Raw genomic sequence first — 24,333 nt, 5'->3', positions numbered from 1 at the left:
ATTATCGCCTTTAGGGGTTGGTGGTTTCGGTTGGTGTCTGCGTGAGGTGGTTGTTTGTGTGTTGTTTGAGAACTGCACAGTGGACGCGAGCATCTTTGTTGTAAGTAATGAAGAGCGTACGGTGGATGCCTTGGCACCAGGAGCCGATGAAGGACGTAGGAGGCTGCGATAAGCCTCGGGGAGCTGTCAACCGAGCTGTGATCCGAGGATGTCCGAATGGGGAAACCCAGCACGAGTGATGTCGTGTTACCCGCGCCTGAATATATAGGGCGTGTGGAGGGAACGTGGGGAAGTGAAACATCTCAGTACCCACAGGAAGAGAAAACAACCGTGATTCCGTGAGTAGTGGCGAGCGAAAGCGGAAGAGGCTAAACCATGGGTGTGTGATAGCCGGCAGGTGTTGCATTCGTGGGGTTGTGGGGTTCATTTTGTCAATACTGCCGTGTTGGCCAACAGTAAGAAATCATGAGGTTAGTGGAAGTGGTCTGGAACGGCCTGTCGTAGAGGGTGAGAATCCCGTACACGAAAACTTTGTGACTGTTGTAATGGAAACCCAAGTAGCACCGGGCCCGTGAAATCTGGTGTGAATCTGTCGGGACCACCCGATAAGCCTGAATACTCCCTGGTGACCGATAGCGGACTAGTACCGTGAGGGAAAGGTGAAAAGTACCCCGGGAGGGGAGTGAAATAGTACCTGAAACCGTGCGCTTACAATCCGTCAGAGCCTTCGAACAGACTTGTCTGTTGGGGGTGATGGCGTGCCTTTTGAAGAATGAGCCTGCGAGTTAGTGGCATGTCGCGAGGTTAACCCGTGTGGGGTAGCCGTAGCGAAAGCGAGTCCGAATAGGGCGATCATAGTGGCATGCTCTAGACCCGAAGCGGAGTGATCTACCCATGGCCAGGTTGAAGCGACGGTAAGACGTCGTGGAGGACCGAACCCACTTAGGTTGAAAACTGAGGGGATGAGTTGTGGGTAGGGGTGAAAGGCCAATCAAACTCCGTGATAGCTGGTTCTCCCCGAAATGCATTTAGGTGCAGCGTCGCGTGTTTCTCACCGGAGGTAGAGCTACTGGATGGTCTAGGGGGCCCACAAGCTTACCGAAATCAGCCAAACTCCGAATGCCGGTGAGTGAGAGCGCGGCAGTGAGACTGCGGGCGATAAGGTTCGTAGTCGAGAGGGAAACAGCCCAGATCGCCAGCTAAGGTCCCTAAGCGTGTACTAAGTGGAAAAGGATGTGGGGTCGCGAAGACAACCAGGAGGTTGGCTTAGAAGCAGCCACCCTTGAAAGAGTGCGTAATAGCTCACTGGTCAAGTGATCCTGCGCCGACAATGTAGCGGGGCTCAAGTACACCACCGAAGCTGCGGCATTCACGCAATAGCCCCCAGTTGATCCAAGGATTTTCTGGCAGGTGTGTGGATGGGTAGGGGAGCGTCGTGTGGCCATGGAAGCGGCAGGGTGACCTAGCCGTGGAGGCCACACGAGTGAGAATGCAGGCATGAGTAGCGAAAGACGAGTGAGAAACTCGTCCGCCGAATGACCAAGGGTTCCTGGGCCAGGTTAATCCGCCCAGGGTGAGTCGGGACCTAAGACGAGGCCGACAGGCGTAGCCGATGGACAACGGGTTGATATTCCCGTACCCGTGTGAACGCGCCCATGGTGAATCAGTGATACTAACCGTCCTGAAGCCACGAGAAGACCTTCGGGTCTCGAGTTGGTGGATGCACGGGACCTGATCTGGTAGTAGCCAAGCGATGGGGTGACGCAGGAAGGTAGCTGGGCCGGTCAGTGGTAATACCGGTGTAAGCGTGTAGGGCGTGACCTAGGCAAATCCGGGTCGCATTAAGCCTGAGACGTGATGCGTAGCCGATTGAGGCGAATTCAGTGATCCTATGCTGCCGAGAAAAGCCTCTAGCGAGCTTTCACACGGCCCGTACCCCAAACCGACACAGGTGGTCAGGTAGAGAATACTAAGGCGATCGAGATAACTATGGTTAAGGAACTCGGCAAAATGCCCCCGTAACTTCGGGAGAAGGGGGGCCCTGTCTGGTGACGACATTTACTGTCTGAGCTGGGTGGGGCCGCAGAGACCAGTGAGAAGCGACTGTTTACTAAAAACACAGGTCCGTGCGAAGTCGTAAGACGATGTATACGGACTGACGCCTGCCCGGTGCTGGAAGGTTAAGAGGACCGGTTAGTTCTTCGGAGCGAAGCTGAGAATTTAAGCCCCAGTAAACGGCGGTGGTAACTATAACCATCCTAAGGTAGCGAAATTCCTTGTCGGGTAAGTTCCGACCTGCACGAATGGCGTAACGACTTCTCAGCTGTCTCAACCGTAGACTCGGCGAAATTGCATTACGAGTAAAGATGCTCGTTACGCGCGGCAGGACGAAAAGACCCCGGGACCTTCACTACAGCTTGGTATTGGTGTTCGGTTCGGTTTGTGTAGGATAGGTGGGAGACTGTGAAACGGTGACGCCAGTTATCGTGGAGTCGTTGTTGAAATACCACTCTGATCGAATTGGACCTCTAACCTCGGACCATGATCTGGTTCAGGGACAGTGCCTGGTGGGTAGTTTAACTGGGGCGGTTGCCTCCCAAAATGTAACGGAGGCGCCCAAAGGTTCCCTCAGCCTGGTTGGCAATCAGGTGTCGAGTGCAAGTGCACAAGGGAGCTTGACTGTGAGACTGACAGGTCGAGCAGGGACGAAAGTCGGGACTAGTGATCCGGCACCGGCAAGTGGAAGCGGTGTCGCTCAACGGATAAAAGGTACCCCGGGGATAACAGGCTGATCTTCCCCAAGAGTCCATATCGACGGGATGGTTTGGCACCTCGATGTCGGCTCGTCGCATCCTGGGGCTGGAGTAGGTCCCAAGGGTTGGGCTGTTCGCCCATTAAAGCGGCACGCGAGCTGGGTTTAGAACGTCGTGAGACAGTTCGGTCTCTATCCGCCGCGCGCGTAAGAAACTTGAGGAAGGCTGTCCCTAGTACGAGAGGACCGGGACGGACGAACCTCTGGTGTGCCAGTTGTTCCGCCAGGAGCACCGCTGGTTAGCTACGTTCGGAAGGGATAACCGCTGAAAGCATCTAAGCGGGAAGCCTGTTCCAAGATGAGGTTTCTCACCCCCTCGAGGGGGTAAGGCCCCCGGCAGACCACCGGGTTGATAGGCCAGAACTGGAAGTACAGTAATGTATGCAGGTGACTGGTACTAATAGGCCGAGGACTTACCACAAAGAAGCTACGCGTCCACTGTGCGGTATCTGAAACAACACACAGATACCTTTTGAGAGAACCTTGTTTTCTCCATCCCCCAACACCAGAAACATTGGTGTTGACGGGTGGTGAAACACATGGTGATCGACAAGGTGAGGTTACTGTGACAGTTTCATAGAGTTACGGCGGTCATAGCGAAGGGGAAACGCCCGGTCCCATTCCGAACCCGGAAGCTAAGCCCTTCAGCGCCGATGGTACTGCACTCGACAGGGTGTGGGAGAGTAGGACACCGCCGAACACAACTTGAGAAAGCCCCCCAACATTGTTGGGGGGCTTTTTCGTGTCCCCGAAACACCCCCCCGGGATCGAGCGAACGGTACACCCGTCGCCTCGGATCGACCGAACGTACCGTTCGCACCATCACGGGCGGGGCAATCGAGGCGAACCGGACGCTGTTACAGCGCTGATTCCAATGTCTCGCAGAGCATTTCGAGTGCCCGAGGGTACTGGGACGGCGAGGGTGTGCTGTATCCGACAACGATGCCGTCAGAGCCGGCGGAAGACGCGTCGGGGTGCCGGAATGTTGACAGCCCTTCAAGGCCGAGGCCGCGCGAATTCGCGGCAGCCATTACTGCTTGTTCGCTGCCACGGGGCAATCGAACTACGGCATGAAGTCCCGCGGAGATCCCCTCGACCCGAACTTCGGGTACTCGCGCAGAGAGGATCGCAACCAGCTGATCGCGTCGTCGTCGGTAGGAAACCCGCATCTTCCGAATGTGAGTGTCGAACCGTCCTGACTCGATGAAGTCTGCCAGCGTCAGCTGATCGGTTGAACTGACCCAACGCTCGTACGGCCCTTTGACTGCGAGCACGGGTTCGATCAATCTGTCCGGCAACACCATCCAGCCGATACGAATGGCCGGCGAGAGCGTCTTGCTCGCGGTTCCGAGGTAGGCGACGTGTTGTGGGGCGATCCCCTGTAGTGCGCCGACGGGCTTTCTGTCGTAACGGAATTCACCGTCGTAGTCGTCTTCCAGTACTACTCCGCCAGTGCTCGACGCCCATTCGACGGCAGTTGCCCGTCGTGCGGGTGTGAGCGGTCCGCCGAGTGGAAACTGGTGCGTCGGCGTCAGAAGTGCGGCTCCGGCGGTAGTGGATGCCAATTCGTCTGTGCACGTGCCTGATTCGTCAACCGCGATAGGAACGGTTCGTACGCCCTCGTCGATCAGTAACTTCCGGTGTAGATGAAGACTGTAAGCATCCACTGCAAATGTTCCGCCGAGGGTGCGGGCTAGAAGCGCGATCCCGTGACCTGAACCGGCGCTGACCACTATTCGATTCGGGTCTACCCGCACCCCTCTGGTTCGGCCCAGGTATCCGGAGAGGGCGTTGCGAAGTTCGACGCGACCTCGGGGGTCGGTGGCGCCAAACGCGTCGTTAGGTGCTGCGGTTAAAGCCCGTCGGGCAGACGAAATCCAGGCAGAACGAGGAAAAGCTGATATGTCAGGCGATCCGGGCATCAAACTGTGTGTGAAGCGCACTGTCGATGGTGCGGGGGCCGCGTCATTGCGGGAGTCCGCGAGCGAGGCGACGACGGTGCCGGAGCCCTGACGTGTCGCGAGCCACCCGGCTGCGGCGAGTTCGGCGTAGCAATCGGCCACGGTGTTTCGCGCTATGCCGAGGTCGTGTGCAAGAGTGCGTGACGGCGGGAGTCTGGTGCCAGGCTTCAAGACACCGCCGTCGATCGCGTCGCGAAGTGCCTGCAGAAGCGCTGCTTTGACGCCGACGCCGTGCGGCAGTTCGATGTGCAGATCGAAACCGAGATTGGCCCACGAATTCACTCGCAAATTGAACCATGTTCGAGGGGCATTGCGAGATTATCGTTCTAGGTATGACAACAACAGGGCAACGACTCAACATCGCACAGCTGGCACCCGACGTTTACAAGGCCATGGTCGCGCTGGACAGTGCTGCACGTAAGGGCCTGGATCCGACACTGGTCGAGTTGATGCTGACGCGTGCGTCGCAGTTGAATCATTGTGCGTGGTGCTTGGACATGCACACACGTGATGCGCGCAAAGCCGGCGTGACGGAGCAGAAGCTGTACCTGCTGAACGCCTGGGAGGAAGCCCGGGATCTCTACTCCGACAAGGAGCGCGCAGCCCTCGCATTGACGGAGGCCGTCACAGTTCTCACCGACGGGTTTGTCCCCGACGCCGTGTACAACGAAGCGGCTGAGCACTTTGCCGACGCCGAGCTGGCTCAGCTCATCAGTGTCATCTTGACCATCAATGTATGGAACCGCATTGCCGTCACTTCGCGTATGGCACCGCCTGTCCGGGACTGATTCCCCTCGTGTGGATAGTCTCGCGGCATGGATCTTCGACTTTCGGGAAAACGCGCAATTGTTGCTGGTGGTAGCAAGGGGATCGGGCTTGCGATCGCCAGAGGTTTAGCCGAGGAAGGCGTCGATCTCGCGATACTTGCCCGAACAGAACAGTCAGTGACCGACACGGCCCGAGAACTGGCGTCGGAGTTCGGGATTCGAGCAATCGGTGTGGCCGCCGATACGCGAGACGACGACGCAATTCAGGCGGCGGTACGTGAGGTTGTCGCGACGTTGGGTGGCGTCGACATTCTGGTCAACTCTGCGGCAACCCCGTGGAGCGCTGGAAGGCCAACGGATTTCTGGTCGACGACCGATGATGTCGTGCGGGGAGAAGTCGAGGTGAAGGTTCTCGGCTATCTCCGTACGGCCCGGGCAGTCGCCCCGCACATGGTGGCGCAGGGCTGGGGCAGGATCATCAACATCAGTGGCCTGGGCGCGCGTACCGCCACCTCGATTGCGCATACGGTGCGCAACGTCAGTGTCTCGGCGCTGACGAAGAACTTGGCCGACGAGTTGGGCCCCAGTGGAATCAATGTAACGGTGGTTCATCCTGGAGTGACTCGAACCGAACGACTGAATGCACGGATCGAAGACGAGATAAATCTGACGGGGCAATCGCTCGCCGAGGTGGAAGCGGGGATTGCCACCAACTCGATTCGCAAGATCGTCGACGCCGCCGAGGTGGCCGACGTCGTCACGTTCCTGGCGTCGCCGCGCAGCGTCGCGATCACGGGTGACGCGGTTGCTGTCGGCGGCGGTATTCCGGGGCCGGTGTACTACTGACCTGCACGGAAGAGTATAAATACATCTTGTGTCTATGTTGCATTCCACTGCGGAGTCGGTATTCCGCGAAGTGAAGGAACTCATCCTGTCCGGGGAGTTACCCGGTGGTGAGCTCATCAGCGAGGGCGAGATCGCCAGTCGAATGGAGTGCAGTCGTACTCCCGTGCGTGAGGCGTTTCTGCGGCTCGAAGCCGAAGGGTGGATGCGCCTGTACCCGAAGAAGGGTGCATTGATCGTCCCCGTGGCGGACGGCGAGGCCGAGCATGTGGTCGCGGCGCGGCAACTGGTAGAGACGCAGAGTGTGCGTGTTGTAGCTGACCGACCGCAGGCTCGCAGCGGACTGATTGCAGCTTTGCAGGCGAGCATGGCCGAGCAGCGCGAGCTAGCCGACGGCGGCGACGTCGCAGCATTCAGCGCCGCCGACGCAGATTTCCATAAGATGATCGTTGCTGCGGGTGACAACCCTCTGCTCGATACCTTCTACGCCGGTCTGCGGGATCGACAGCGGCGCATGACGGCACGATCGATCTCGCTCGACCCCGGCAAGCTCCCCAGGATTCTCGAAGACCATGCCGAACTGGTCAGCCTTGTCGAGGCCGGCGATGCCGATGCATACAACGACGCGGTGCTGGCGCATATGCGTCGTGTTCATGGTCTCGGACTGCGCGGGGGCCTGTGATGAGCGTCGAAACCCTGTTGTCGAACAGGTCAACGGAAAACCGTTCTGCCCGAGCCTGGCTCATGGTTGCCGCCAGTATGTTCGCAGTTGCCTGGGGCGGCAACGAATTCACACCGCTGTTGGTGATGTACCGAATCGACCACGGCTATTCGCCCGTGATGGTCGACTTCTTCCTCTTTGCCTACGTAGTAGGGATCGTTCCTGCGCTCTTGCTCGGTGGCCCGCTGTCCGATCGGCTGGGTCGACGCCCGATCATGCTCCCGGCCCCGTTCATCGCGATCGCAGGCTCGACGCTGCTGGCTTTCGGAGCAGATTCCGCAGCCGTCCTGATTGTCGGACGTATTCTCTGCGGTATCGCGCTGGGAATCGGCATGGCCGTCGGCGGTTCCTGGGTGAAGGAACTATCTGCAGCTCCTTGGGATCCGGATGCCACCGAGGGCTCGGGTGCCAGGCGTGCCGCGATGAGTTTGACCGCCGGTTTTGCGTTGGGTGCGGGCTTCGCCGGCGTGTTGGCACAGTGGGCGCCACTGCCCAGCGCGTTGGCTTATGTCTTGCATATCGTGATCACTGTGCTTGCGGGAGTTGCCTTGTGGCGCGCACCTGAGACTCGCGCCGCGCAACCGAAGACCGAGCGTCGACGGTTGATCGACGACCTGAAGATTCCGTCGGCAGGTCATCGCCGATTCCTGTACGTAGTTGTTCCGTTGGCGCCGTGGGTGTTCGGAGCAGCAAGTGTCGGGTACGCAGTCATCCCCGCGCTGATGACCGGCCACAGTGGCAATGCGCCGGTCGCCTTCTCGGCGTTCCTCTGTGTTGTTGCCTTGGCCTGCGGATTTGCGATCCAGTCCCTCGGACGCAAGATCGACACGAACAGCAGTGCACGTGGCGCCGTCGTCGCGCTGGTGTTCCTGGTAATCGGAATGGCTGCAGCGGCCTTGGTGGCGTCGACGCTGACAGTTGCCGCCGCGATTGTCGCGGCTGCGATCCTGGGCTGCGGGTACGGAATGGCGTTGGTGTCCGGCCTGCTCGAGATTCAGCGCATAGCCGGGCCGGATGACCTCGCCGGCCTGACTGCGGTGTTCTACTCGATCACCTACATCGGGTTCGCGGTTCCGGCGGTCTTGGCGATGCTGTCGGAAAGCATTCCGGCGCTGAGCTATACGGCAACCCTGTTGTTCGGCTCTGCGGCAGCTGCGGCCTGCCTCGTACTCGTACTGTTCAAATCCCGGTCGCATCTCCCGGCGGATGAATCGGCTATGGTCAAGGCGGGCTGAGCCTGGCCCACGAATCAGGAGGAATACTCAATGGGGACTTGGGGTTCGGGACCGTTCGAAAACGACGCGGCCGGCGATTTGCTTGTGGCGGTTCGGGCCGGTGAGTTCGACATCGCCGATTTCACCAGCCATGTCGACGACGAGTACGTCGAGGTGGATGATTCGCAGGCAGCAATCGCGATCGCTGAGATTGTTGCGGTGGCACATGGACTCCTGCCGGCCCCTGAGCAACTCGACGGTATCGATGCCGTTGCCTACACCGCGTCCTTGACCCCGGAGCAGCGCGAATGGATTCTCGCGACACTCGAGCGCACGATTGCCGACCCCGAAACTTCCGAACTCTACGAGTTGTGGGCCGAGAACGGTCCGGAAGATGTCGAGGAATGGCGGGCGCCGATCCTGAAAAGGTTGGAGAGCCTCAAAACCCTGAGCTGAGGTGGACCGATCGATGACTCAGGTCCGGCGAGGTAGGGGTTTCTGATTGAGCCACGCGTCCCACAGTGGACGCAGCGGGATGTCGGTGAATCGTGATGCCAGATCTGTGAACTGCTCGGTGCTGACAGTGCTGTGGCGGTGCTTGGTAGTCCACTGACGGAGGAGCTCGAAGAACTTGTCGTCTCCCAGAACCCCGCGCAAAGTGTGCAGGGTAAGTGCGCCGCGTTTGTAGATTCGATCGTCGAACATCATGGCCGGCCCGGGATTGCCGAGGATGAGATCCTGAGGCTTGCGCATCAGTCCTTGATAAGCGTTGGCCGCAAGGGCTTCGGACGACGGGCCACCAGAGTTCTCGGACCAGATCCACTCCGCGTAACAGGCAAAACCTTCGTGTAGCCAGATGTCGCACCACGCGCCGATCGTGAGGCTGTTGCCGAACCACTGGTGTGCCAACTCGTGTGCGACAAGGCGTTCGGAGCCGCGTCGGCCGGTGCAGTGATTGGCGCCGAAAATCGAGAGCCCCTGTGCTTCGATGGGAATCTCGAGTTCGTCGTCGGTGACCACGGCGGTGTAGTCGGCAAAGGGGTACGGGCCGAACAGTTTGCCGAAGACGTCGAGCATTTGCGGCTGGCGTGAGAAGTCGACGTCGAACTCGTTGTGCAACCGGGGTGGATGAACCGCGAAGATCGGGACCCGGCCGGAGCTGACCTGCCGATGCTCGTACTGCCCGATCTGAATGGTCGCCAAGTAGGTGGCCATGGGCTCGGTCTGCTCGTACACCCAGGTGGTTGCGCTGGCGCGGGTTTGCTTGCGCACCAATGCGCCGTTGGCGAGTGCGTAGAACGGTGAATCGGTGGTGATCGAAATGCGGTACGACGCTTTGGAACTGGGGTGGTCGTCGCACGGGAACCACGACGCGGCCCCGTTGGGCTGGCTGGCGACGAGGGTTCCTTCGGTGAGTTCTTCCCAGCCGACTTCACCCCAGAGACCTTTGATGGGTTCGGGATTTCCGGTGTACTGAACGGTGACCGAGAGCGCTCCGCCGGCGGGAATCTTGGTGCCGGGCGTGACGATCAGCTTGTTGTTCTGGCGGGAGTACTTGGCGCCGCGGGCGCCGTTGACCGACACCTTGGACACCTGCAGGTTCTGGGCAAGATCGAAGCTGAACTTGGATCGGTTCTCGGTGGTGACGGCGGTGATGACGGCTTTGCCGGCCAGACGGTTACTGAAAACCTTGTAGGTCAGTTCCAATTCGTACCGGGATACGCGATATCCGCGGTTGCCGTTCTGCGGCAGGTACGGATCGATCGGCTCGTCGAGCATCTTGTTCGGCTTCACGAAGCCGCCCATGGGGCAATGGGGTTGCCCTGCCACCGGGTCGACGGCGGAACGGTGTCACCTCGCATGACCAATGATGCAGGTCCGACGGTTGCGCCTGCGCCGATTCCGGCTGCGGGTAGCGCGACACAGTGTGGTCCCAGCGTTGCTCCTGCTCCCAAGGTGACGGTGTCCATGGCCATAATCCGATCATGGAAGAGGTGAGTTTGCACGACGCACCCCCGTTCGACGGTTGCCCCGTCACCCAAAGTCACGAGATCTGCTTCGGGTAGCCAGTACGACTCGCACCAAACCCCTTTGCCTATTTTGGCGCCGAGTCCGCGCAAGAAAATGTTCAGTACGGCAGTGCCAGTTGCTGCTCGTGCGAACCAGGGAGCGGCAACAGTCTCGACAAAGGCGTCAGCAACCTCGTTGCGCCAGACGAAGGAACTCCAGAGTGGATGCTCCACCTTCTTGATCTTGCCGACGACAAGCCACTTGGCCGCGACGGTGATCGTCCCGGCAACGGCGCCCGCGATCAGCAGGACGACGCCGCTCAGCAGGGCGGCAAACCAGAATCCGACGGCTCCGGCGAGGGCTTCGAGTGCAAACAGCACGCCAAGGCCGATGCCGAAGGTGACCATGACGGGGATGAGTCGGCAGGTTTCCACGACGCCGCGGGCGATCTTGAGACGCGTCGGGGGATTGAAGGTGCGGGCAGCGTCGGTGTCTCCGACTGCACGACGCAGGCGCACGGGCGGGCTACCGAGCCAGGAGGATCCGGACTTCGCCTTCGACGGCGTCGCGGACAACACCGCAACAAGCCCGTTCTTGGGGACGCGTCGGCCGGGGGCGGTCATTCCGGAGTTGCCGAGGAATGCGCGCTTGCCGATCTTGGCGTGCTCGATGTGCATCCAGCCGCCGCCGAGCCCGTAGCTGGCGACCATGGTGTCGTCGGCGAGGAACGCGCCGTCTGCGACGGTCGTGAACTTGGGAAGGAGCAGGACGGTGGACGCTTCGACGTTCTTGCCGATCTTGGCGCCGAGAAGGCGCAACCAGCCGGGCGTGAGCAGGCTGGCGTACAGCGGGAAGAGGAAGGTGCGGGCGGAGTCGAGCAGACGCTCGGTGGCCCAGACCTGCCAGCCGATCCGGCTGCGGACGGGGTGGTATCCCTCGGTCAATCCGATCGACAACAGGCGTACTGAGACTAGCGTGATGACGGCAAAGACCAGCAGGCTCAGAATCGTCGCGAAGGGAAGCATGATGAGCGACTGGGCAATTGCGCTACCGAGGGTTTCGGTGTTGCGAATCCACCAACCGATCAACACGATTCCGGCCACGAGAGCAAAGATCGGGACACCGGCAAGGAAGACGGACGTGATGCCGTACACCGGAACCCAGCCGGGGGCGCGCTTCGGATGTTCCGACGGCCAAGGATGATTCGCTTTGCCGACCTTGGTGGCTGGCGAACCTGCCCACTGCTGATTGGCTTTCACCCGGCCGAACACAGCTGATCCGGGTTCGACGACGGCGCCGCGTCCGACACGGGCACCGGGCAGAAGTGTGGAACGCGATCCGATAGAAGCACCGGCCCCGATCTTGATCTCGCCGATATGAATGAGATCGCCGTCGATCCAGTGACCGGACAGGTCGACTTCGGGTTCGACGGAGCACCCGTCGCCGAGTTCGAGCATGCCGGTGACGGGCGGCAACGTGTGCAGGTCGACGCCGTGGCCGATGTCGGCTCCGAGGGCTCGCGCGTAGTACAACATCCACGGTGCGCCCGAAAGATTTGCTGCGCCACTGGCTTCGGTGAGTCGCTGGGCGATCCACAGTCGCATGTGTTCACTGCCGCCGCGCGGGTAGGTGCCCGGCTGTAGGTTGCGCAGCAGGGCTCGGGTGCCGATCACCGCGATGGTCATACGGCCGATCGGCGTGATGAAGACGAGGAACGCCAACAGAATCCACCACCACGAGACCGTCGGCGCCCAGCTGACGTCGACGAACCACGCGAGAACGTTGTTCGCGATCGCGATCCAGGTAACCCACTGGAGACCGGCGAGGGTCGTGATCGGAACCGTTGCCGCAACCTGAGCCAGTTGGGTTTTCAGAGGCGTGGGCGTGACGATACGTGGTTCGACGGTTTCCGTAGGAGCCAATTCGTCGAGGTATTCGGCCAGGGACCCCAACCGTGGATGATCGTAAAGCTGGGCGACGGTGACCTCGGGGAAGCGTTCGCGTAGTGCCGTCACCAGCTGGGCCGCGGAGAGTGATCCGCCGCCCACTTCGAAGAAATCGTTGTCGAGGCCGGTGATCTGGGCGCCGAGGATGGAACCCCACAGTCCCGCGACCCAGGCCGCGGTTCCGTCGAGTCCGAGTGCGGCTCCGGCATCTTCGCCGGCGCCGGGCAGGGGCCATGGGAGAGCGTTGCGGTCGACTTTGCCGGAGGTGCGTGTCGGGAGTTCGTCCATCAACGCCAGACGCGGGACGAGCGCTGCCGGCAACTGTTCGCTGAGCGTCGCGTGTGCGGCCTTGAGGTCGAAATCGGGGTCGGTACTCGCGATGTATCCCACGAGTATTTGGTTTCCGGCCGCAGTCTTCTTGACCGCGGCTGCGGCACCACTGACACCGGGAAGGTTCTGCAGCGCGTTGTCGACCTCGCCGAGTTCGATCCGTCGGCCACCGAGCTTGACCTGATCGTCGGCCCGGCCCTGGAACATGAGCCCCTCGAGCTCGAGTCGGACGAGGTCGCCACTGCGATAGGCACGCTCCCAACCGAGTGAGGGCATCGACGCGTACTTCTCGGCGTCTTTTGCCGGGTCGAGATAGCGGGCGAGGCCGACGCCACCGATCACCAGTTCGCCCACCTCCCCGACTGCGACGGGGTTGTTCTGAGCGTCGACGACTGCGAGGTCCCAGCCGTCGAGGGGGAGACCGATGCTGACGGGACTCTTGCCGTCCATCAAAGCCCCGCACGCAACAACCGTCGCTTCGGTCGGTCCGTACGTGTTCCACACCTCGCGGCCTTCGACGGCCAGGCGTTCGGCCAACTCGGGCGGGCAGGCTTCACCGCCGAAGATCAGGAGGCGGACAGCTTCGAGGGCCTCGGCCGGCCACAACGACGCCAACGTGGGAACAGTGGAGACGATGCTGACGTCGCGGGAGACCAGCCACGGCCCGAGGTCCATGCCACTGCGCACGAGTGATCGCGGTGCGGGAACCAGGCAGGCGGCATGACGCCACGCGAGCCACATTTCCTCACACGACGCGTCGAAGGCGACGGATAGTCCCGCGAGAACACGGTCACCGGGCCCGATCGGCTCGTCCTGAAGGAACATGCGGGCCTCGGCGTCGACAAATGCTGCGGCATTGAGGTGGGTGACGGCGACGCCCTTGGGTGTGCCGGTGGACCCGGAGGTGAAGATGATCCAGGCGTCGTCTTCGGGCAGGGGATCGCGCACGGGTGGGTGCTCCAGCCGCTTCGGTGCCGTGCCAGGCCCGATGCCGTCACCCGTGATGATCGCGGCTACCTGGGCTTCACCGAAAACGAGTTCGGCGCGCTCTTCCGGATCATCGGCGTCGACGGGTACGTAGGCGGCGCCGGCCGCGAGGATCGACAGGATTGCCACGTACAGCGAACGCGAACCGGACGGCATCCGGATGCCGACGCGATCACCCGCGCCGACTCCGGCATCGGCGAGCCAGCGCGCGCCCTGTTCGATTTCGCCCAGCAGTTCGGCGTACGACAGCGTCGTCTCACCGTCGTCGATGGCAGGTGCTTCGGGGTTGGCCTGCGCGGATGCCCGCACGATGTCGATGAGGGTGCGCGGCGCAGGTGCCTGCGTCGAGCGGAGAAATACGGACGGAATCCCGAAAGACGATTCCGTTTCCGCGTGCGGCTGGAGTGGCAAACCCGTTGATCCTGTTCTGCTCATGAATCTCAGTCGTGCGACCTGTCGAGTTGTTATCTCATGACAAGTTTGCGAGTTGGTGAACAGTTCTGCCTAATGCAACATGCCGACGCGGCGCTTATTCCGAGTTTGTGACGCTCTGCAGGTGCCCTTCAGCCGAATCGGCGAACTCCGGAGTGTCGAATACCTCGCCGCCCAGCGGATCGACGGCACGAGAATCTGCGGAGATGTCGACGACGCCGGTATCCGGGTTGATGTTGACCGCGTGCTGCGGGACTTCGTGGACTGCGACGAACATGTGGGTGTCACTCGGATCAGTGGTGATTCCTGATTGCGACGGCGTCAGCCCGGCGAAGCTCGACGAGATGTTCAGGTCGCGCAATCGCTTGGTCGACGGTTGTGGCACGTCGACCGAGCTGTTGGTGGTCGAGATCCGCAAGTACCGGGGAGCCGCGGCAACCTCGTATCGGAACGCCTTGAGCATCGACAGGCACGCCAGCACCATGATGATCGAGAACGGAACCGCCGTCGCGATAGCCACGGTTTGCAGGGCGGTCAGTGATCCACTGCCGCCGACCAGGAGCAGAACAGCTGCGGCGGCGCCGGACAGGAAGGTCCAGTAGACCCGGGTGATCTTGGATGTCTCGAGATTGCCGCCCGTCGCGAGAATGTCGATGACGATCGAACCCGAGTCGGCCGACGTCACGAAGAAGAACACGATGACAACGATCGCGAGAACACTCGAGATAGTGCCGAGCGGAAGACCGTCGAGCAGCGTGAACAGTGACGTGTTGGTATCGACGGCGCCGGACGCGTCGAGCATGGTGCCCTCGTTGCGCTGACGCAGGATGCCGGAGTTGCCGAAGATCGTGAACCACAGCGAACCGACGAGTGTGGGCGCGAGCAGAACACCGAACACAAATTCACGGATGGTGCGTCCACGCGAAATGCGGGCGATGAACATGCCGACAAACGGCGCCCAACTCATCCACCATCCCCAGTAGAAGATCGTCCACGCGCCGGCCCAGCCGTCGTCGGCAAACGGTGAGGTGCGCAGCATCAGTTCCGGAAGAGCCTGAACGTAGCCGCCGAGGTTCTGCACCCAGGACTGCAGGAGGAACAGCGTGGGGCCGAGGATCAGCACGAACAGAGCCAGAACCGCGGCCAGGATCATGTTGATGTTGGAGAGCCACTTCAGTCCCTTGGTGACGCCGGAGACCACGGAGAAGGTAGCCATACCCGTCACGATCACGATGATGGCGATGACCAACCAGTTGTCGGTCTCCACCCAGCCGAGGTAGTCGAGGCCGGCGGTAATCTGCTGAACACCGAATCCGAGCGAGGTAGCGACGCCGAACAGGGTGCCGACGATCGCGACGACGTCGATGGCGTGCCCGATCTTGCCCTCGATGCGGGCGCGTCCGAGTAGGGGTTCGAGGAGCCAGCGGATCGACAGCGGGCGACCCTTGCGGTAGGTCATGTACGCCAGTCCGAGGCCGACGACAACGTAGATTGCCCACGCGTGCAGGCCCCAGTGGAACATCGTCAGTTCCATTGCCTGATTTGCGGCCGCGTCGGTCGATCCTGCTACCCGGCCCGCGACCGGCGGGTCCACGTAGTGCGAAAGTGGTTCTGCCACTCCGTAAAACACCAGACCGATGCCCATGCCTGCACTGAAGAGCATGGCAAACCAGGACATCATGCCGAACTCGGGTTGTTCGTCGTCGCGGCCGAGTCTGATGTTGCCGATCCGGCTGATCGCGCAGTAGAGCGCAAAGACCACAAATCCGGTGGCAGACAGGATGTACCACCAGCCGACACCATCGGTGATGGCGTTGTTGAGGCTCTGGAAGGCGTCGGACGCGGTCCCGGAGTAGATCACAGCAAAGGCGATCAACCCGAAGATCACTATCGATGCCGGGACGAATACGGGTTTCCGTAGTCCCCTCCACGCGTTTTTGACCGCAGTCATCTCGCTCCTTCATACAGTTCAGCGTTCTTGTCGCACTCCGGCGACATCGTCGACGCGCTCAGCCCTCGTACGGCGGCCACAGGTCACGTAGGTGGGCATGCGCTCGCACCATCGCAGTAAAGACCGGGCTATTGCTTTGCAATTCAACGTAGCTGCGCAGTTCTGTCGACTCAAATGAATGAAAGATGGTGCAGTGTTGACGAATCTGCCGGTCTTGTTCGACTATCGATCTGTATTTTGTTGCTGTTTAAGGATTCTCGCAATCGTTTGCTCGAAATCTGTTCGAATCTCTCTGGAATACAAGGAATGAAGGGTCATTGCGAGATTCGGAACGAATCGTATTTGTCAAACTCGGTGAATGATTCTGTAGGTCAAGCGCTTATGGCCCGTGAATGCTCCTCGGAAGGTTGCGGTGCCACGGAGGCCGAAACGTTACCGTGATGGTGGTCACCACGAAGAGATGTCGGGCGATTTGTCGGAGTCGAGAGCGTGTTCCGCGTTGGGGTTGACAAGCCGGTTGACTCCTGCCATTCTCGTTTGCAGGTCACGAGTACCAGTGTTCAGCCCCGGCTTGCTGGTCGGCAACCCTCCTCCGCGGTGGGGTGCTCCGGGTGACGACCCGGCTGTATCCGAAAACGGATTCGGCAAGCGCGGACTCTTCCGGGGACATCACCCGAACGAATGAGTCCTTGAACGTGAGGATTGTCTTCGATGACTGCTGTTCTGAGTGCCGATACCTGCACCGCTCCCATTGCCAAGGTTTCTGGTGCCGACCTACAGGTTCCCCTGGTCCAGGGTGGCGAGTGTTCCTACGCGAACTTCGACTACGCAGCGAGCGCGCCGGCATTGGCCCAGGTCACCGACCGCATTGCAGAACTTCTTCCCACGTACGCCAGCGTCCACCGTGGTGCCGGATACGCCTCCCGCATCTCCACGCTGACCTACGAGAACGCTCGCGAATCGGTTGCTCGCTTCGTGAACTGCGCTGACGATCAGGTTGTCGTCTTCACCCGCAACACCACGGACTCGCTCAATCTTCTCGCTCAGTCCGTGCCGGGCAGCACCGTCGTTCTCGACGTCGAGCATCACGCAAACCTGTTGCCCTGGAACGACGCTCGCATCGTCACGGCCGCCGATACCGTCGAAGAGACCATCGAGCGCCTGATCGCGGAACTGTGCACCAAGCCCGCCGCGCTCCTCGCCATCACGGGAGCGTCCAACGTGACCGGCGAGATCCTGCCGATCGCACGCCTCGCGGACATTGCACATCGTTGTGGTGCACGCATCCTCGTCGACGCCGCTCAGTTGGCTCCCCATCGTCGTATCGATCTGCAGGAATGCGGAGTCGACTACCTCGCGTTCTCGGGTCACAAGCTGTACGCACCGTTCGGTGCCGGCGTCCTCGTCGGTCGCCGCGACTGGCTCGACGAGGCCAAGCCGTACCTCGCCGGTGGCGGCGCTGTCCGTGAGGTGACGCTGGAATCCACCGAGTGGGCCTGTGCTCCCGCCCGTCACGAGGCCGGTTCGCCCAACGTCCTCGGTGCTGCTGCAATCGCCGCAGCCTGCGACGCACTGACCGCGCTCGACTTCGACGCCATCTCGGAGCACGAGAAGGCGCTCACCGCTCAGCTGACCGACGGACTGGCCGCCATCGCCGGCGTCAACTTGCTCCGGTTGTGGGCCGATGCTCCCGACGCCGTCGGAATCGTCACCTTCACGGTCGACGGCTACGAGGCCGGCGAGGTTGCCGCATTCCTCTCCGCAGAACACGGCATCGGCGTCCGCGACGGACGCTTCTGCGCGCACCCGCTGCTCTCACGTCTCGGCCTGTCCGGCGGTGCCGTGCGCGCCAGCCTCGGGTTGGGCAGCAGCTCCGACGACGTCACCCGCCTGATCAACGCCGTGAGCATCCTGGTTTCGAATCAGCGTGATTGGAACTACGAAAAGACCGCCGGTGCATGGAATCCCGTGCCCGAGACCCGCACTTTCCTTGGTGGCACCGCAGGCGACGCCGGCGCGGCCGAATGCGTCTGAGCCCACATCCGGATGCACTGATCGAAATAGGCAACTAACATGGCAGACATGACAACTGCGACGTTTGGAATGTGTACGAGCTGACGATCGTCTCGCGCTCACCCCTCCCTCCATACTTTCGGAGAAACACATGTCTTCTATCGCATCTCATTCCCTGCATGTAGCTGTTGAACTCACCGGATTCGGCCACCACCCCGCTGCCGAAGGAGCTCCCGGAAACCTTCCGCTCATCGGCGCGGATTACTGGGTGGATCTCACCGAAGGTGACACCCTTCTCGATCTGACGGCCTTCCCTGTCAATGTCATTCGTATCCGGGCCAGCGACCTGCGCGATGCGCAGGCTCAGCGCGCCCAGATTCGTGCAGCGATCGCCGAGGACGGCCGCGATCCCGACTCTGTTGCAGTGTTGGTCGATCTCGAAGTTCTGATCGCTCCGGAAGCACGGGCCGCGCGTAAAGAGTTGGCGCAGTTGGACAGTGCGCTGAACGTCCCGCGAGTCCCGGCGTCGCTGCATTACGTCGGTACGCCGTCCGGGCTCGGCAGTTTGATTGCCGATATTCGAGCTGCCGACGTCGCAGACGGTGTGACTTTGCTCCCGTTGTCGTTGCCTCGAACCCTCGAACATCTTGTCGGCGAAACCATTCCGTGGCTGCAGTCGCGGGGATTGGTGACTCCGGCCACCGCTGTCGACGAAGTTCTCGGTCGCTTCGGATTGCCCCAGCGTCAGCGCACTCTCGCGTCCTGATCACCGATTGCATCTGCGTACAGGTGGAACAGCGAGGGTAGTTGGTCGGCGCCGTCCACCTGCGCCAGAAGTGTCCAGCACTGCGCAGTGATCGACCGCGCTCTCTTGCCGATCCAGTTGGTGGGCAGTAGTTCCGGTGGCAGGAGCGGATCGGGTTCCATTGCTCGCGTGAATTCAGCCGCGAGTTCGACGGTCATCGTGACGGCGTCGGTGGCAGTGAAGGCTGAGGTGTTCCGCAGTTTTTGCAGGCGCGAGGTCGCCACGTTCAGTAGCTGATCGTATCCGGCCACGATCTGATCCAGCGGCCACAATTGTGCGGCAATCTTCGACGGGTCTTCGAGGGTGCCCACTTTCAGATCGCGAGTGGTAAGCGAAGACAGATACTGTTCGACGTCGAGTTGGGCGGCCGCATCGAGAACATAGGGTTCCCACGCGTGCGGCGAGACGTACAAGCCGCCCTGCACCAGGGCTCCACCGAGATAGGTCACCCTGGTGCGCAGTGCATCTCGCGCTTTCCGCGACGACTCCGGAATTGCGAATCCCACCACATGCCAGCGCCCATCCCACGGCGCCTCGGTGCCTCGATCTTGTTGAAAGGCGAGCCGAACGAACTCGACGTCGGGTTCCATCTCCCGCACGGCTTTCGCGGTTGCCCGCAGCGTGGCCTTGCGCCCACGCCCCTCCTGTGTGAACTTTCCCTCGGCGACCAACCGCTTGATGCACAGTCGAACCTGCTGGTCCGTCATGTCGAGGGCGCCGGCGGTGGCATACAGGGTGTGCCCGTCGACAGTTCCGTCTGCGCGCAGAAGTCCCTCGATCAGAATCCGCGTGGGTACGTCGACAGCTGTGTCGGTCATTGCCCGGCCCTTTCTTTTCTTATCGACATCTTCGCCCCTAACTGTACTATCCAATTAGAAACGATCGTTTGACATTCGTACGTTAGGGCGGGGAGATGGCGGTGCAATCGGTGAGCGAGAGGACGAACATCCCACGTTTACGCAGGTGGGTGATCACTTCTCTGGGGGTGGTCGTTCTACTGATCATTGGTCTAGTCGGCTGGACCCTGTACCAAAACACCTACGACATCCGTGAGGAAAAAGTGACGATCACCGGGGGATTGGCGCCGCTTCAGGGAGTCCTGGCACTTCCCGATCGCGGTGACGGTCCCTTCGGGCTCGTGGTTTTTGTCCACGGAGACGGACCGATCGATGCAACACACGAGACCTTCTACCGGCCGCTCTGGGAGTCGTTCGCGCAGGCAGGCTACGCGTCACTTTCGTGGGACAAACCGGGGGTCAACGGGGCGCCGGGCAATTGGCTGGATCAGAGCATGGATGATCGAGCCGCGGAGACAGAAGCGGCGATCGAGTGGGCGCGGGGACGCTCGGATATCGATCCGGCTCGCATCGGCCTGTGGGGTGCAAGTCAGGCAGGCTGGGTGATGCCCAAGGTGGTAAACCTCGATTCGGACATCGCGTTCGTCATTGCTGTGGGTCCCGCGATCAACTGGCTAGAGCAAGGTGAATTCAATACTCGTGCAGAGCTTTCCGAACGGAATGCGTCGGCCGACGAGTTCGGGAAGGCCCGGGCCGACCGAGCGAAGAATTTGGAACAGTTGGCCAGGGACGCGTCGTTCGACGATCTCGTGGTGTCCGGTGAGGCTGACGGTCTCACCGAAGATCGCTGGAACTTCATCCGGAAAAACTATCGGTCTGATGCCCGAGCCGATCTCGAAACCGTGGATGTTCCGGTGCTCTTGATTCTCGGCGGACATGACGTGAACGTCGACGTGGCAGATACGGAATCGGTGTATCGCGAATTGCTCGACTCACCAGGGCAATTGGTGGTCAAGAAGTACCCTGAAGCGACTCATTCGCTGGTGGAAAAGAACCTCGAAGACTCCGAACTGATGTCGACCCTGGTGGCCGTCCTTGCTCCTCGTTCGCTCTTCGCGCCCGGGTATCTGGCGGATCAAACCGCATTCTTGGCGGGAATTCAGGGCTGAGTGAAGTGACGGACTGTGATGCCGTGCTCGTCGATCCGGACGGTTCCGTCCTCGTACATACGCTCAGATGACCATGTGGCAGTAGATGCGGTCGCCGCGGTGTAGTGCCCCGGTTGCCAGTTCGGCAAGCTCAGTGAGAAACGGCACGGAATCTTCGGAAGGTTCGATCGTCTCGTCGATTGCCCAGGCGCGAGCCGCTGCCATCACACCTTCGGCATCCAAACCGGCTAGCGCATCCCGTAGTTCGTCGGCGACGGTCAGGACGTAGGCGTCGCCGTCGTCGTTGACAGCAACCAACGATCCTCGCCTGGGTCCGGCTGTGATCTCGTCATATGCCTTGCCGGTGAGCACCGACTCGAGGCGACTGAGGGAGACGATCGGGTCGACACGCTTGGCTTGCACAGGGTCGATCGGCCCGTCGTCCAATGCGGTGGCTGCGGCGGCATCCGAGGGGGCTGCGAAGTAATCGGTGATGGCAGACATACGCCGCATATTCTCACATCTGTCTGACCGCCGGTGGGCCTGGAAACTAGGAAACCGTCGGCACCTGATGGTGTCGACGGCTTCGCAAGTGTCAGTGCCCGCCTTGCGCCTCTCGGCAAGTGGCCGCTCGAAGCGGCATTTCTGGGGTGGTACCCGGGGCAAAGAACCGAACACCGACAGCCAGTACAACGACCGGGTCCTGGAAGTTATTCCGCAGCCGTCACCTGCGGGTATTGATCATCCGAAGCGCAAAACGGAACAAGACCGCAGCGCCAAGGCCGACAGCGAGGCCCGCAAGAACGTCGGTGAGAAGGACTCCGATACCAACACCGAGGACCGTCGCGGCCGCGACGGCAAGGGCGACATCAGCGCGAGGAGCGGCTATCGCGAGGTCCTTTCCCGAGAATCGAACGAGTGCCGGTCCAGCGGAGCATGCCATAAATCCGTTCTCTGTGGGTGTGACGCGGCGGGCGAGGCCGACTCCGACTTCTCTGAGACAAACGCGAAGCGGGACGCAGTCCGAGTCGCGTAGGCGTCATTTGCTGTTTCGGCAAGGAACGTTGCACCAACCGTGGAGATTACTCATCCTGGAATGCATGAGCCACGAACACCATGACCCCGAACACCATGACCACGCACACCAGAACCACGACAACCACGCTGACGCGACCGAGAACCCGTATGCCAAGGCGGATGCCCAATTCTGGAACTCGCTGTATGAGGAACGCCCAGCACGGTGGAGCGGAAACCCCAACCCGCAGTTGATCGCCGAGGCTTCCGACCTCGCACCGGGTACCGCACTCGACGTCGGCTGCGGCGAGGGCGCCGACGCTCTGTGGTTGGCACGCCGCGGGTGGAAGGTCACGGGCACGGATATTTCGTCGGTGGCGCTCAGTCGCGCTAAGGCCCACGTCGAGGGCTCTGGCGTTGATATCGAGTGGCTGGAAGCAGACCTGACCAAGTGGGATCCGCAGGGCCGTTCGTTTGATCTGGTGTCCGCGCAGTTCTTCCACATGCTCGAACCCGCACGCGGGGAACTGTTCCGAGCTCTCGGTGAACTGGTTGCACCGGGTGGTCATCTGCTGATTGTCGGCCACTCGCCCCACGAGTCGCCGACGGAGCACCATCGAGCAATGCTGCATACCCCGGACTACGTGGAGTCGCTGTTCACGGATGGGTGGAAGGTGTTGGTCTCGGAGTCGCGGGAGCGCGATCTTCCCGCGAACCCCGAGATGCATCACACCACGGATACCGTTGTGCTGCTTCAGCGATTGAGTGCGAGTACCGACAGCAGCTCGTAAGCGACGTGAGCCGCTGCGATACCGGTGATCTCGGCGTGGTCGTATGCCGGCGCGACCTCGACGATGTCGGCGCCGACCACGTTGAGGCCTACCAAACCTCGCAGTGTGTTCAGCAATTCGCGCGACGTCATGCCGCCCGCTTCCGGTGTTCCGGTACCCGGAGCGTGGGCGGGATCGAGTACGTCGATGTCGACGGAGACGTACACCGGGCCACCGTCGAGGCGCTTACGCATGCGCTCGACGATGCTGGCGACGCCGTCGACCTCGTAATCGTCGCTGCGAATCACCTGGAAGCCGAGCACTCGGTCGTCCTCGAGGTCCTTCTCGCTGTAGAGCGGTCCGCGGATGCCGATGTGCTGTGAGCGCTCCATATCGATGAGGCCCTCTTCGCTGGCGCGGCGGAAAGGTGTTCCGTGCGTGAAGGGTTGGCCGAAATAGGTGTCCCACGTATCGAGGTGGGCATCGAAGTGCAGCACGGCGATGGGTCCGTGATCGCGTGCGAGTGATCGCAGGATCGGCAGCGCGATGGTGTGGTCGCCACCGAGCGTGAGCACCGAGGAGCCGTCGGCGCGCAGGTCGGTGACCGCGGATTGAATCGTCGTCAACGCTTCCTGGATGTCGAAGGGATTGACGCCGATGTCGCCGAAGTCGGCAACCTGCTGGTTGGCGAAGGGGGAGACCTTCAAAGCCGGGTTGTACGGACGCAACAACTTCGACGCAGCGCGGATGTGACCAGGGCCGAAGCGCGCGCCGGGACGGTAGCTGACCCCTGAGTCGAAGGGGATTCCCAGGATGGTCACGTCGGCGCGCGACACCTCGTCTAGGCGCGGCAGGCGCGCAAAGGTGGTTGGTTCGGCGTATCGGGGGACTCGAGTCGCGTCGACTGGTCCGATGAATGATCCGGCGTCGTTGGTGGCCATGTGTGGGGTCCCTGCTTGTGAACGGCACATCGGTGATGTAGCTCTCTGTGCAAGTATGGTTTCTTCAAGAAGCCTATTTGTCAACTCTTGTTTCCTATAGGGGACAGATTGTGTTGAAGGAGTTACCGCGTGGTGAAGATGAAGGACAGTTCGGAGCCTGGTGGGCCGCAGATCGGGGCCAGGCTCAAGGCTGCCCGTCAGTCGAAGCGGTTGACCCTCGACGACCTGGCCGCTTCGTGCGGAGTGACCAAGGGATATCTGTCGAAACTCGAGCGCGATCACGTCAACGCGTCGGTGGCGACCCTGATCAATGTGTGCGCTGCACTGGAGATCCCGGTCGGCTCGCTGTTCGAGAACGCGACAGCAGGCGAGGTGGTCCGCGCCGACGCTAGGCCACAGATCAGCTTTGGCGGCGAAAAGATGGCGGAATTCCTGCTCACGCCGTCGAATGAGCGTCGCATCCAGGTGCTGATGAGCGAAATCGAACCCGGTGGGGGAAGTGGGCGGGAGTACTACAGTCTGCCGGCCGATGTGAACTTCGTTCACGTCCTCGAAGGTGGTTTGCGGGTGTCGTTCGAGGGCGGGAGAACCGACCCGGAAAGTGAGTCCGTCGACGCGGAGGACGTGGTCCTCCAAGTGGGGGATTCGTTCACCTTTGCTCCGCGTCACAACCACAGTTTCTCGGCTGAGGGCACCGTGCAGGCCAAGGTTCTGTGGGTGTTGAATCCGGCTTTGCCTGAGGGTCCACGCGTTCCCGCCTGATTTCCCAGGTTGAATTTTAGGAAACTCTAGTTGACAGATTGGGCGTTGCCGATCACCCTTTGTAGTCGTCCCCGTCGCATACTGACGTCACGGAACTTCTCGAGGAGCG

General features: G+C 61.1%; 18 protein-coding genes, 2 rRNA genes and 1 riboswitch. Of the genes, 12 read left to right on the top strand and 8 right to left on the bottom strand.

What is annotated here, in order from left to right; translation table 11 throughout:
• Positions 1 to 98: 98 nt before the first annotated feature.
• Both EEB13_RS26860 and rrf read left to right on the top strand, forming a co-directional pair.
• A 23S ribosomal RNA gene (locus EEB13_RS26860) occupies positions 99 to 3,233 on the top strand.
• A gap of 162 nt (positions 3,234 to 3,395) precedes the next feature.
• Positions 3,396 to 3,512 (top strand): 5S ribosomal RNA (rrf, locus tag EEB13_RS26855).
• A 157-nt stretch (positions 3,513 to 3,669) separates the two neighbouring features.
• On the opposite strand, the gene EEB13_RS26850 is transcribed toward rrf, so the two are convergent.
• Positions 3,670 to 5,055 carry a PLP-dependent aminotransferase family protein gene (locus tag EEB13_RS26850; protein WP_141486604.1) on the bottom strand — a complete coding sequence of 462 codons (1,386 nt, stop codon included), beginning with the start codon at positions 5,053 to 5,055 and terminating at the stop codon, positions 3,670 to 3,672.
• A gap of 50 nt (positions 5,056 to 5,105) precedes the next feature.
• Here EEB13_RS26850 and EEB13_RS26845 point away from each other — a divergent pair, with 50 nt between their 5' ends.
• Genes EEB13_RS26845 through EEB13_RS26825 form a run of 5 tightly spaced genes read left to right on the top strand, consistent with a single transcriptional unit; the run spans position 5,106 to position 8,774 of the window.
• Complete coding sequence (locus EEB13_RS26845) at positions 5,106 to 5,561, top strand: carboxymuconolactone decarboxylase family protein (RefSeq protein ID WP_141486603.1); 456 nt, start codon at positions 5,106 to 5,108, stop codon at positions 5,559 to 5,561.
• A 27-nt stretch (positions 5,562 to 5,588) separates the two neighbouring features.
• A complete protein-coding gene (locus tag EEB13_RS26840; RefSeq protein ID WP_033236277.1) occupies positions 5,589 to 6,386 on the top strand; it encodes an SDR family NAD(P)-dependent oxidoreductase in 798 nt (265 codons plus the stop codon).
• A 34-nt stretch (positions 6,387 to 6,420) separates the two neighbouring features.
• Entirely contained in the window at positions 6,421 to 7,065 is a 645-nt protein-coding gene (locus EEB13_RS26835) for a GntR family transcriptional regulator (RefSeq protein WP_092805972.1), read from the top strand.
• Entirely contained in the window at positions 7,065 to 8,339 is a 1,275-nt protein-coding gene (locus tag EEB13_RS26830; protein ID WP_045068247.1) for an MFS transporter, read from the top strand. The genes EEB13_RS26835 and EEB13_RS26830 overlap by 1 nt, the downstream gene beginning before the upstream one ends.
• Positions 8,340 to 8,369: 30 nt before the next feature.
• Complete coding sequence (locus tag EEB13_RS26825; protein WP_141486602.1) at positions 8,370 to 8,774, top strand: DUF4259 domain-containing protein; 405 nt, start codon at positions 8,370 to 8,372, stop codon at positions 8,772 to 8,774.
• An 18-nt stretch (positions 8,775 to 8,792) separates the two neighbouring features.
• Here EEB13_RS26825 and EEB13_RS26820 read toward each other — a convergent pair whose 3' ends face one another.
• From EEB13_RS26820 to EEB13_RS26810, 3 genes are all read right to left on the bottom strand, one after another.
• Positions 8,793 to 10,124 (bottom strand): M1 family metallopeptidase, encoded by a 1,332-nt coding sequence (locus tag EEB13_RS26820; RefSeq protein ID WP_095888122.1) that lies wholly within the window; start codon positions 10,122 to 10,124, stop codon positions 8,793 to 8,795.
• Positions 10,109 to 14,026 (bottom strand): Pls/PosA family non-ribosomal peptide synthetase, encoded by a 3,918-nt coding sequence (locus tag EEB13_RS26815; protein ID WP_116538774.1) that lies wholly within the window; start codon positions 14,024 to 14,026, stop codon positions 10,109 to 10,111. Before EEB13_RS26815 ends, EEB13_RS26820 begins: the two co-directional genes overlap by 16 nt.
• 94 nt (positions 14,027 to 14,120) lie before the next feature.
• Positions 14,121 to 15,974, bottom strand: a complete 1,854-nt coding sequence (locus EEB13_RS26810) for a BCCT family transporter (protein ID WP_095888124.1) — start codon at positions 15,972 to 15,974, stop codon at positions 14,121 to 14,123.
• A gap of 542 nt (positions 15,975 to 16,516) precedes the next feature.
• A riboswitch (SAM riboswitch) is annotated at positions 16,517 to 16,631 on the top strand.
• A gap of 54 nt (positions 16,632 to 16,685) precedes the next feature.
• Here EEB13_RS26810 and EEB13_RS26805 point away from each other — a divergent pair.
• Both EEB13_RS26805 and EEB13_RS26800 read left to right on the top strand, forming a co-directional pair.
• On the top strand, positions 16,686 to 18,008 hold the full coding sequence (locus EEB13_RS26805) for an aminotransferase class V-fold PLP-dependent enzyme (RefSeq protein WP_033236282.1): 1,323 nt from the start codon (positions 16,686 to 16,688) through the stop codon (positions 18,006 to 18,008).
• A 130-nt stretch (positions 18,009 to 18,138) separates the two neighbouring features.
• Positions 18,139 to 18,753, top strand: coding sequence for an LLM class flavin-dependent oxidoreductase (locus tag EEB13_RS26800; RefSeq protein WP_033236283.1), 615 nt, complete (start codon positions 18,139 to 18,141; stop codon positions 18,751 to 18,753).
• Here EEB13_RS26800 and EEB13_RS26795 read toward each other — a convergent pair.
• A complete protein-coding gene (locus EEB13_RS26795; protein WP_141486601.1) occupies positions 18,732 to 19,610 on the bottom strand; it encodes a PaaX family transcriptional regulator C-terminal domain-containing protein in 879 nt (292 codons plus the stop codon). The two genes, EEB13_RS26800 and EEB13_RS26795, sit on opposite strands and share 22 nt — an antisense overlap.
• 149 nt (positions 19,611 to 19,759) lie before the next feature.
• On the opposite strand from EEB13_RS26795, the gene EEB13_RS26790 reads away from it, so the two are divergent.
• Entirely contained in the window at positions 19,760 to 20,758 is a 999-nt protein-coding gene (locus EEB13_RS26790; protein ID WP_410055784.1) for an alpha/beta hydrolase family protein, read from the top strand.
• Positions 20,759 to 20,821: 63 nt separating this feature from the next.
• On the opposite strand, the gene EEB13_RS26785 is transcribed toward EEB13_RS26790, so the two are convergent.
• Entirely contained in the window at positions 20,822 to 21,241 is a 420-nt protein-coding gene (locus EEB13_RS26785) for a hypothetical protein (RefSeq protein ID WP_045068261.1), read from the bottom strand.
• A gap of 220 nt (positions 21,242 to 21,461) precedes the next feature.
• Entirely contained in the window at positions 21,462 to 21,680 is a 219-nt protein-coding gene (locus EEB13_RS26780; protein WP_033236287.1) for a hypothetical protein, read from the bottom strand.
• Positions 21,681 to 21,837: 157 nt separating this feature from the next.
• Between EEB13_RS26780 and EEB13_RS26775 the strand changes: the two genes are divergently transcribed.
• Positions 21,838 to 22,542 (top strand): class I SAM-dependent methyltransferase, encoded by a 705-nt coding sequence (locus EEB13_RS26775; RefSeq protein ID WP_052683568.1) that lies wholly within the window; start codon positions 21,838 to 21,840, stop codon positions 22,540 to 22,542.
• Here the strand turns inward: EEB13_RS26775 and speB are convergent.
• Positions 22,506 to 23,462 (bottom strand): agmatinase, encoded by a 957-nt coding sequence (speB, locus tag EEB13_RS26770; protein WP_033236289.1) that lies wholly within the window; start codon positions 23,460 to 23,462, stop codon positions 22,506 to 22,508. The genes EEB13_RS26775 and speB overlap by 37 nt on opposite strands.
• 138 nt (positions 23,463 to 23,600) lie before the next feature.
• On the opposite strand from speB, the gene EEB13_RS26765 reads away from it, so the two are divergent.
• Positions 23,601 to 24,224, top strand: coding sequence for a helix-turn-helix domain-containing protein (locus EEB13_RS26765; RefSeq protein WP_045069599.1), 624 nt, complete (start codon positions 23,601 to 23,603; stop codon positions 24,222 to 24,224).
• The last annotated feature ends 109 nt before the right edge of the window (positions 24,225 to 24,333 follow it).

The organism is Rhodococcus sp. WS3 (assembly GCF_003797085.1).
GTDB classification, from domain to species: domain Bacteria; phylum Actinomycetota; class Actinomycetes; order Mycobacteriales; family Mycobacteriaceae; genus Rhodococcus_F; species Rhodococcus_F globerula.
Note: the sequence above shows the minus strand (reverse complement) of the source record. Positions and strands in the feature narration are given on the sequence as shown.

Coding starts and splice junctions, on each gene's coding strand:
- EEB13_RS26805 (WP_033236282.1), top strand. CDS start 16,686: ATGACTGCTGTTCTGAGTGCCGATACCTGCACCGCTCCCATTGCCAAG.
- speB (WP_033236289.1), bottom strand. CDS start 23,462: ATGGCCACCAACGACGCCGGATCATTCATCGGACCAGTCGACGCGACT.
- EEB13_RS26830 (WP_045068247.1), top strand. CDS start 7,065: ATGAGCGTCGAAACCCTGTTGTCGAACAGGTCAACGGAAAACCGTTCT.
- EEB13_RS26795 (WP_141486601.1), bottom strand. CDS start 19,610: ATGACCGACACAGCTGTCGACGTACCCACGCGGATTCTGATCGAGGGA.
- EEB13_RS26810 (WP_095888124.1), bottom strand. CDS start 15,974: ATGACTGCGGTCAAAAACGCGTGGAGGGGACTACGGAAACCCGTATTC.
- EEB13_RS26835 (WP_092805972.1), top strand. CDS start 6,421: ATGTTGCATTCCACTGCGGAGTCGGTATTCCGCGAAGTGAAGGAACTC.
- EEB13_RS26800 (WP_033236283.1), top strand. CDS start 18,139: ATGTCTTCTATCGCATCTCATTCCCTGCATGTAGCTGTTGAACTCACC.
- EEB13_RS26815 (WP_116538774.1), bottom strand. CDS start 14,026: ATGAGCAGAACAGGATCAACGGGTTTGCCACTCCAGCCGCACGCGGAA.
- EEB13_RS26785 (WP_045068261.1), bottom strand. CDS start 21,241: ATGTCTGCCATCACCGATTACTTCGCAGCCCCCTCGGATGCCGCCGCA.
- EEB13_RS26845 (WP_141486603.1), top strand. CDS start 5,106: ATGACAACAACAGGGCAACGACTCAACATCGCACAGCTGGCACCCGAC.
- EEB13_RS26820 (WP_095888122.1), bottom strand. CDS start 10,124: ATGGGCGGCTTCGTGAAGCCGAACAAGATGCTCGACGAGCCGATCGAT.
- EEB13_RS26765 (WP_045069599.1), top strand. CDS start 23,601: ATGAAGGACAGTTCGGAGCCTGGTGGGCCGCAGATCGGGGCCAGGCTC.
- EEB13_RS26780 (WP_033236287.1), bottom strand. CDS start 21,680: ATGGCATGCTCCGCTGGACCGGCACTCGTTCGATTCTCGGGAAAGGAC.
- EEB13_RS26775 (WP_052683568.1), top strand. CDS start 21,838: ATGAGCCACGAACACCATGACCCCGAACACCATGACCACGCACACCAG.
- EEB13_RS26825 (WP_141486602.1), top strand. CDS start 8,370: ATGGGGACTTGGGGTTCGGGACCGTTCGAAAACGACGCGGCCGGCGAT.
- EEB13_RS26840 (WP_033236277.1), top strand. CDS start 5,589: ATGGATCTTCGACTTTCGGGAAAACGCGCAATTGTTGCTGGTGGTAGC.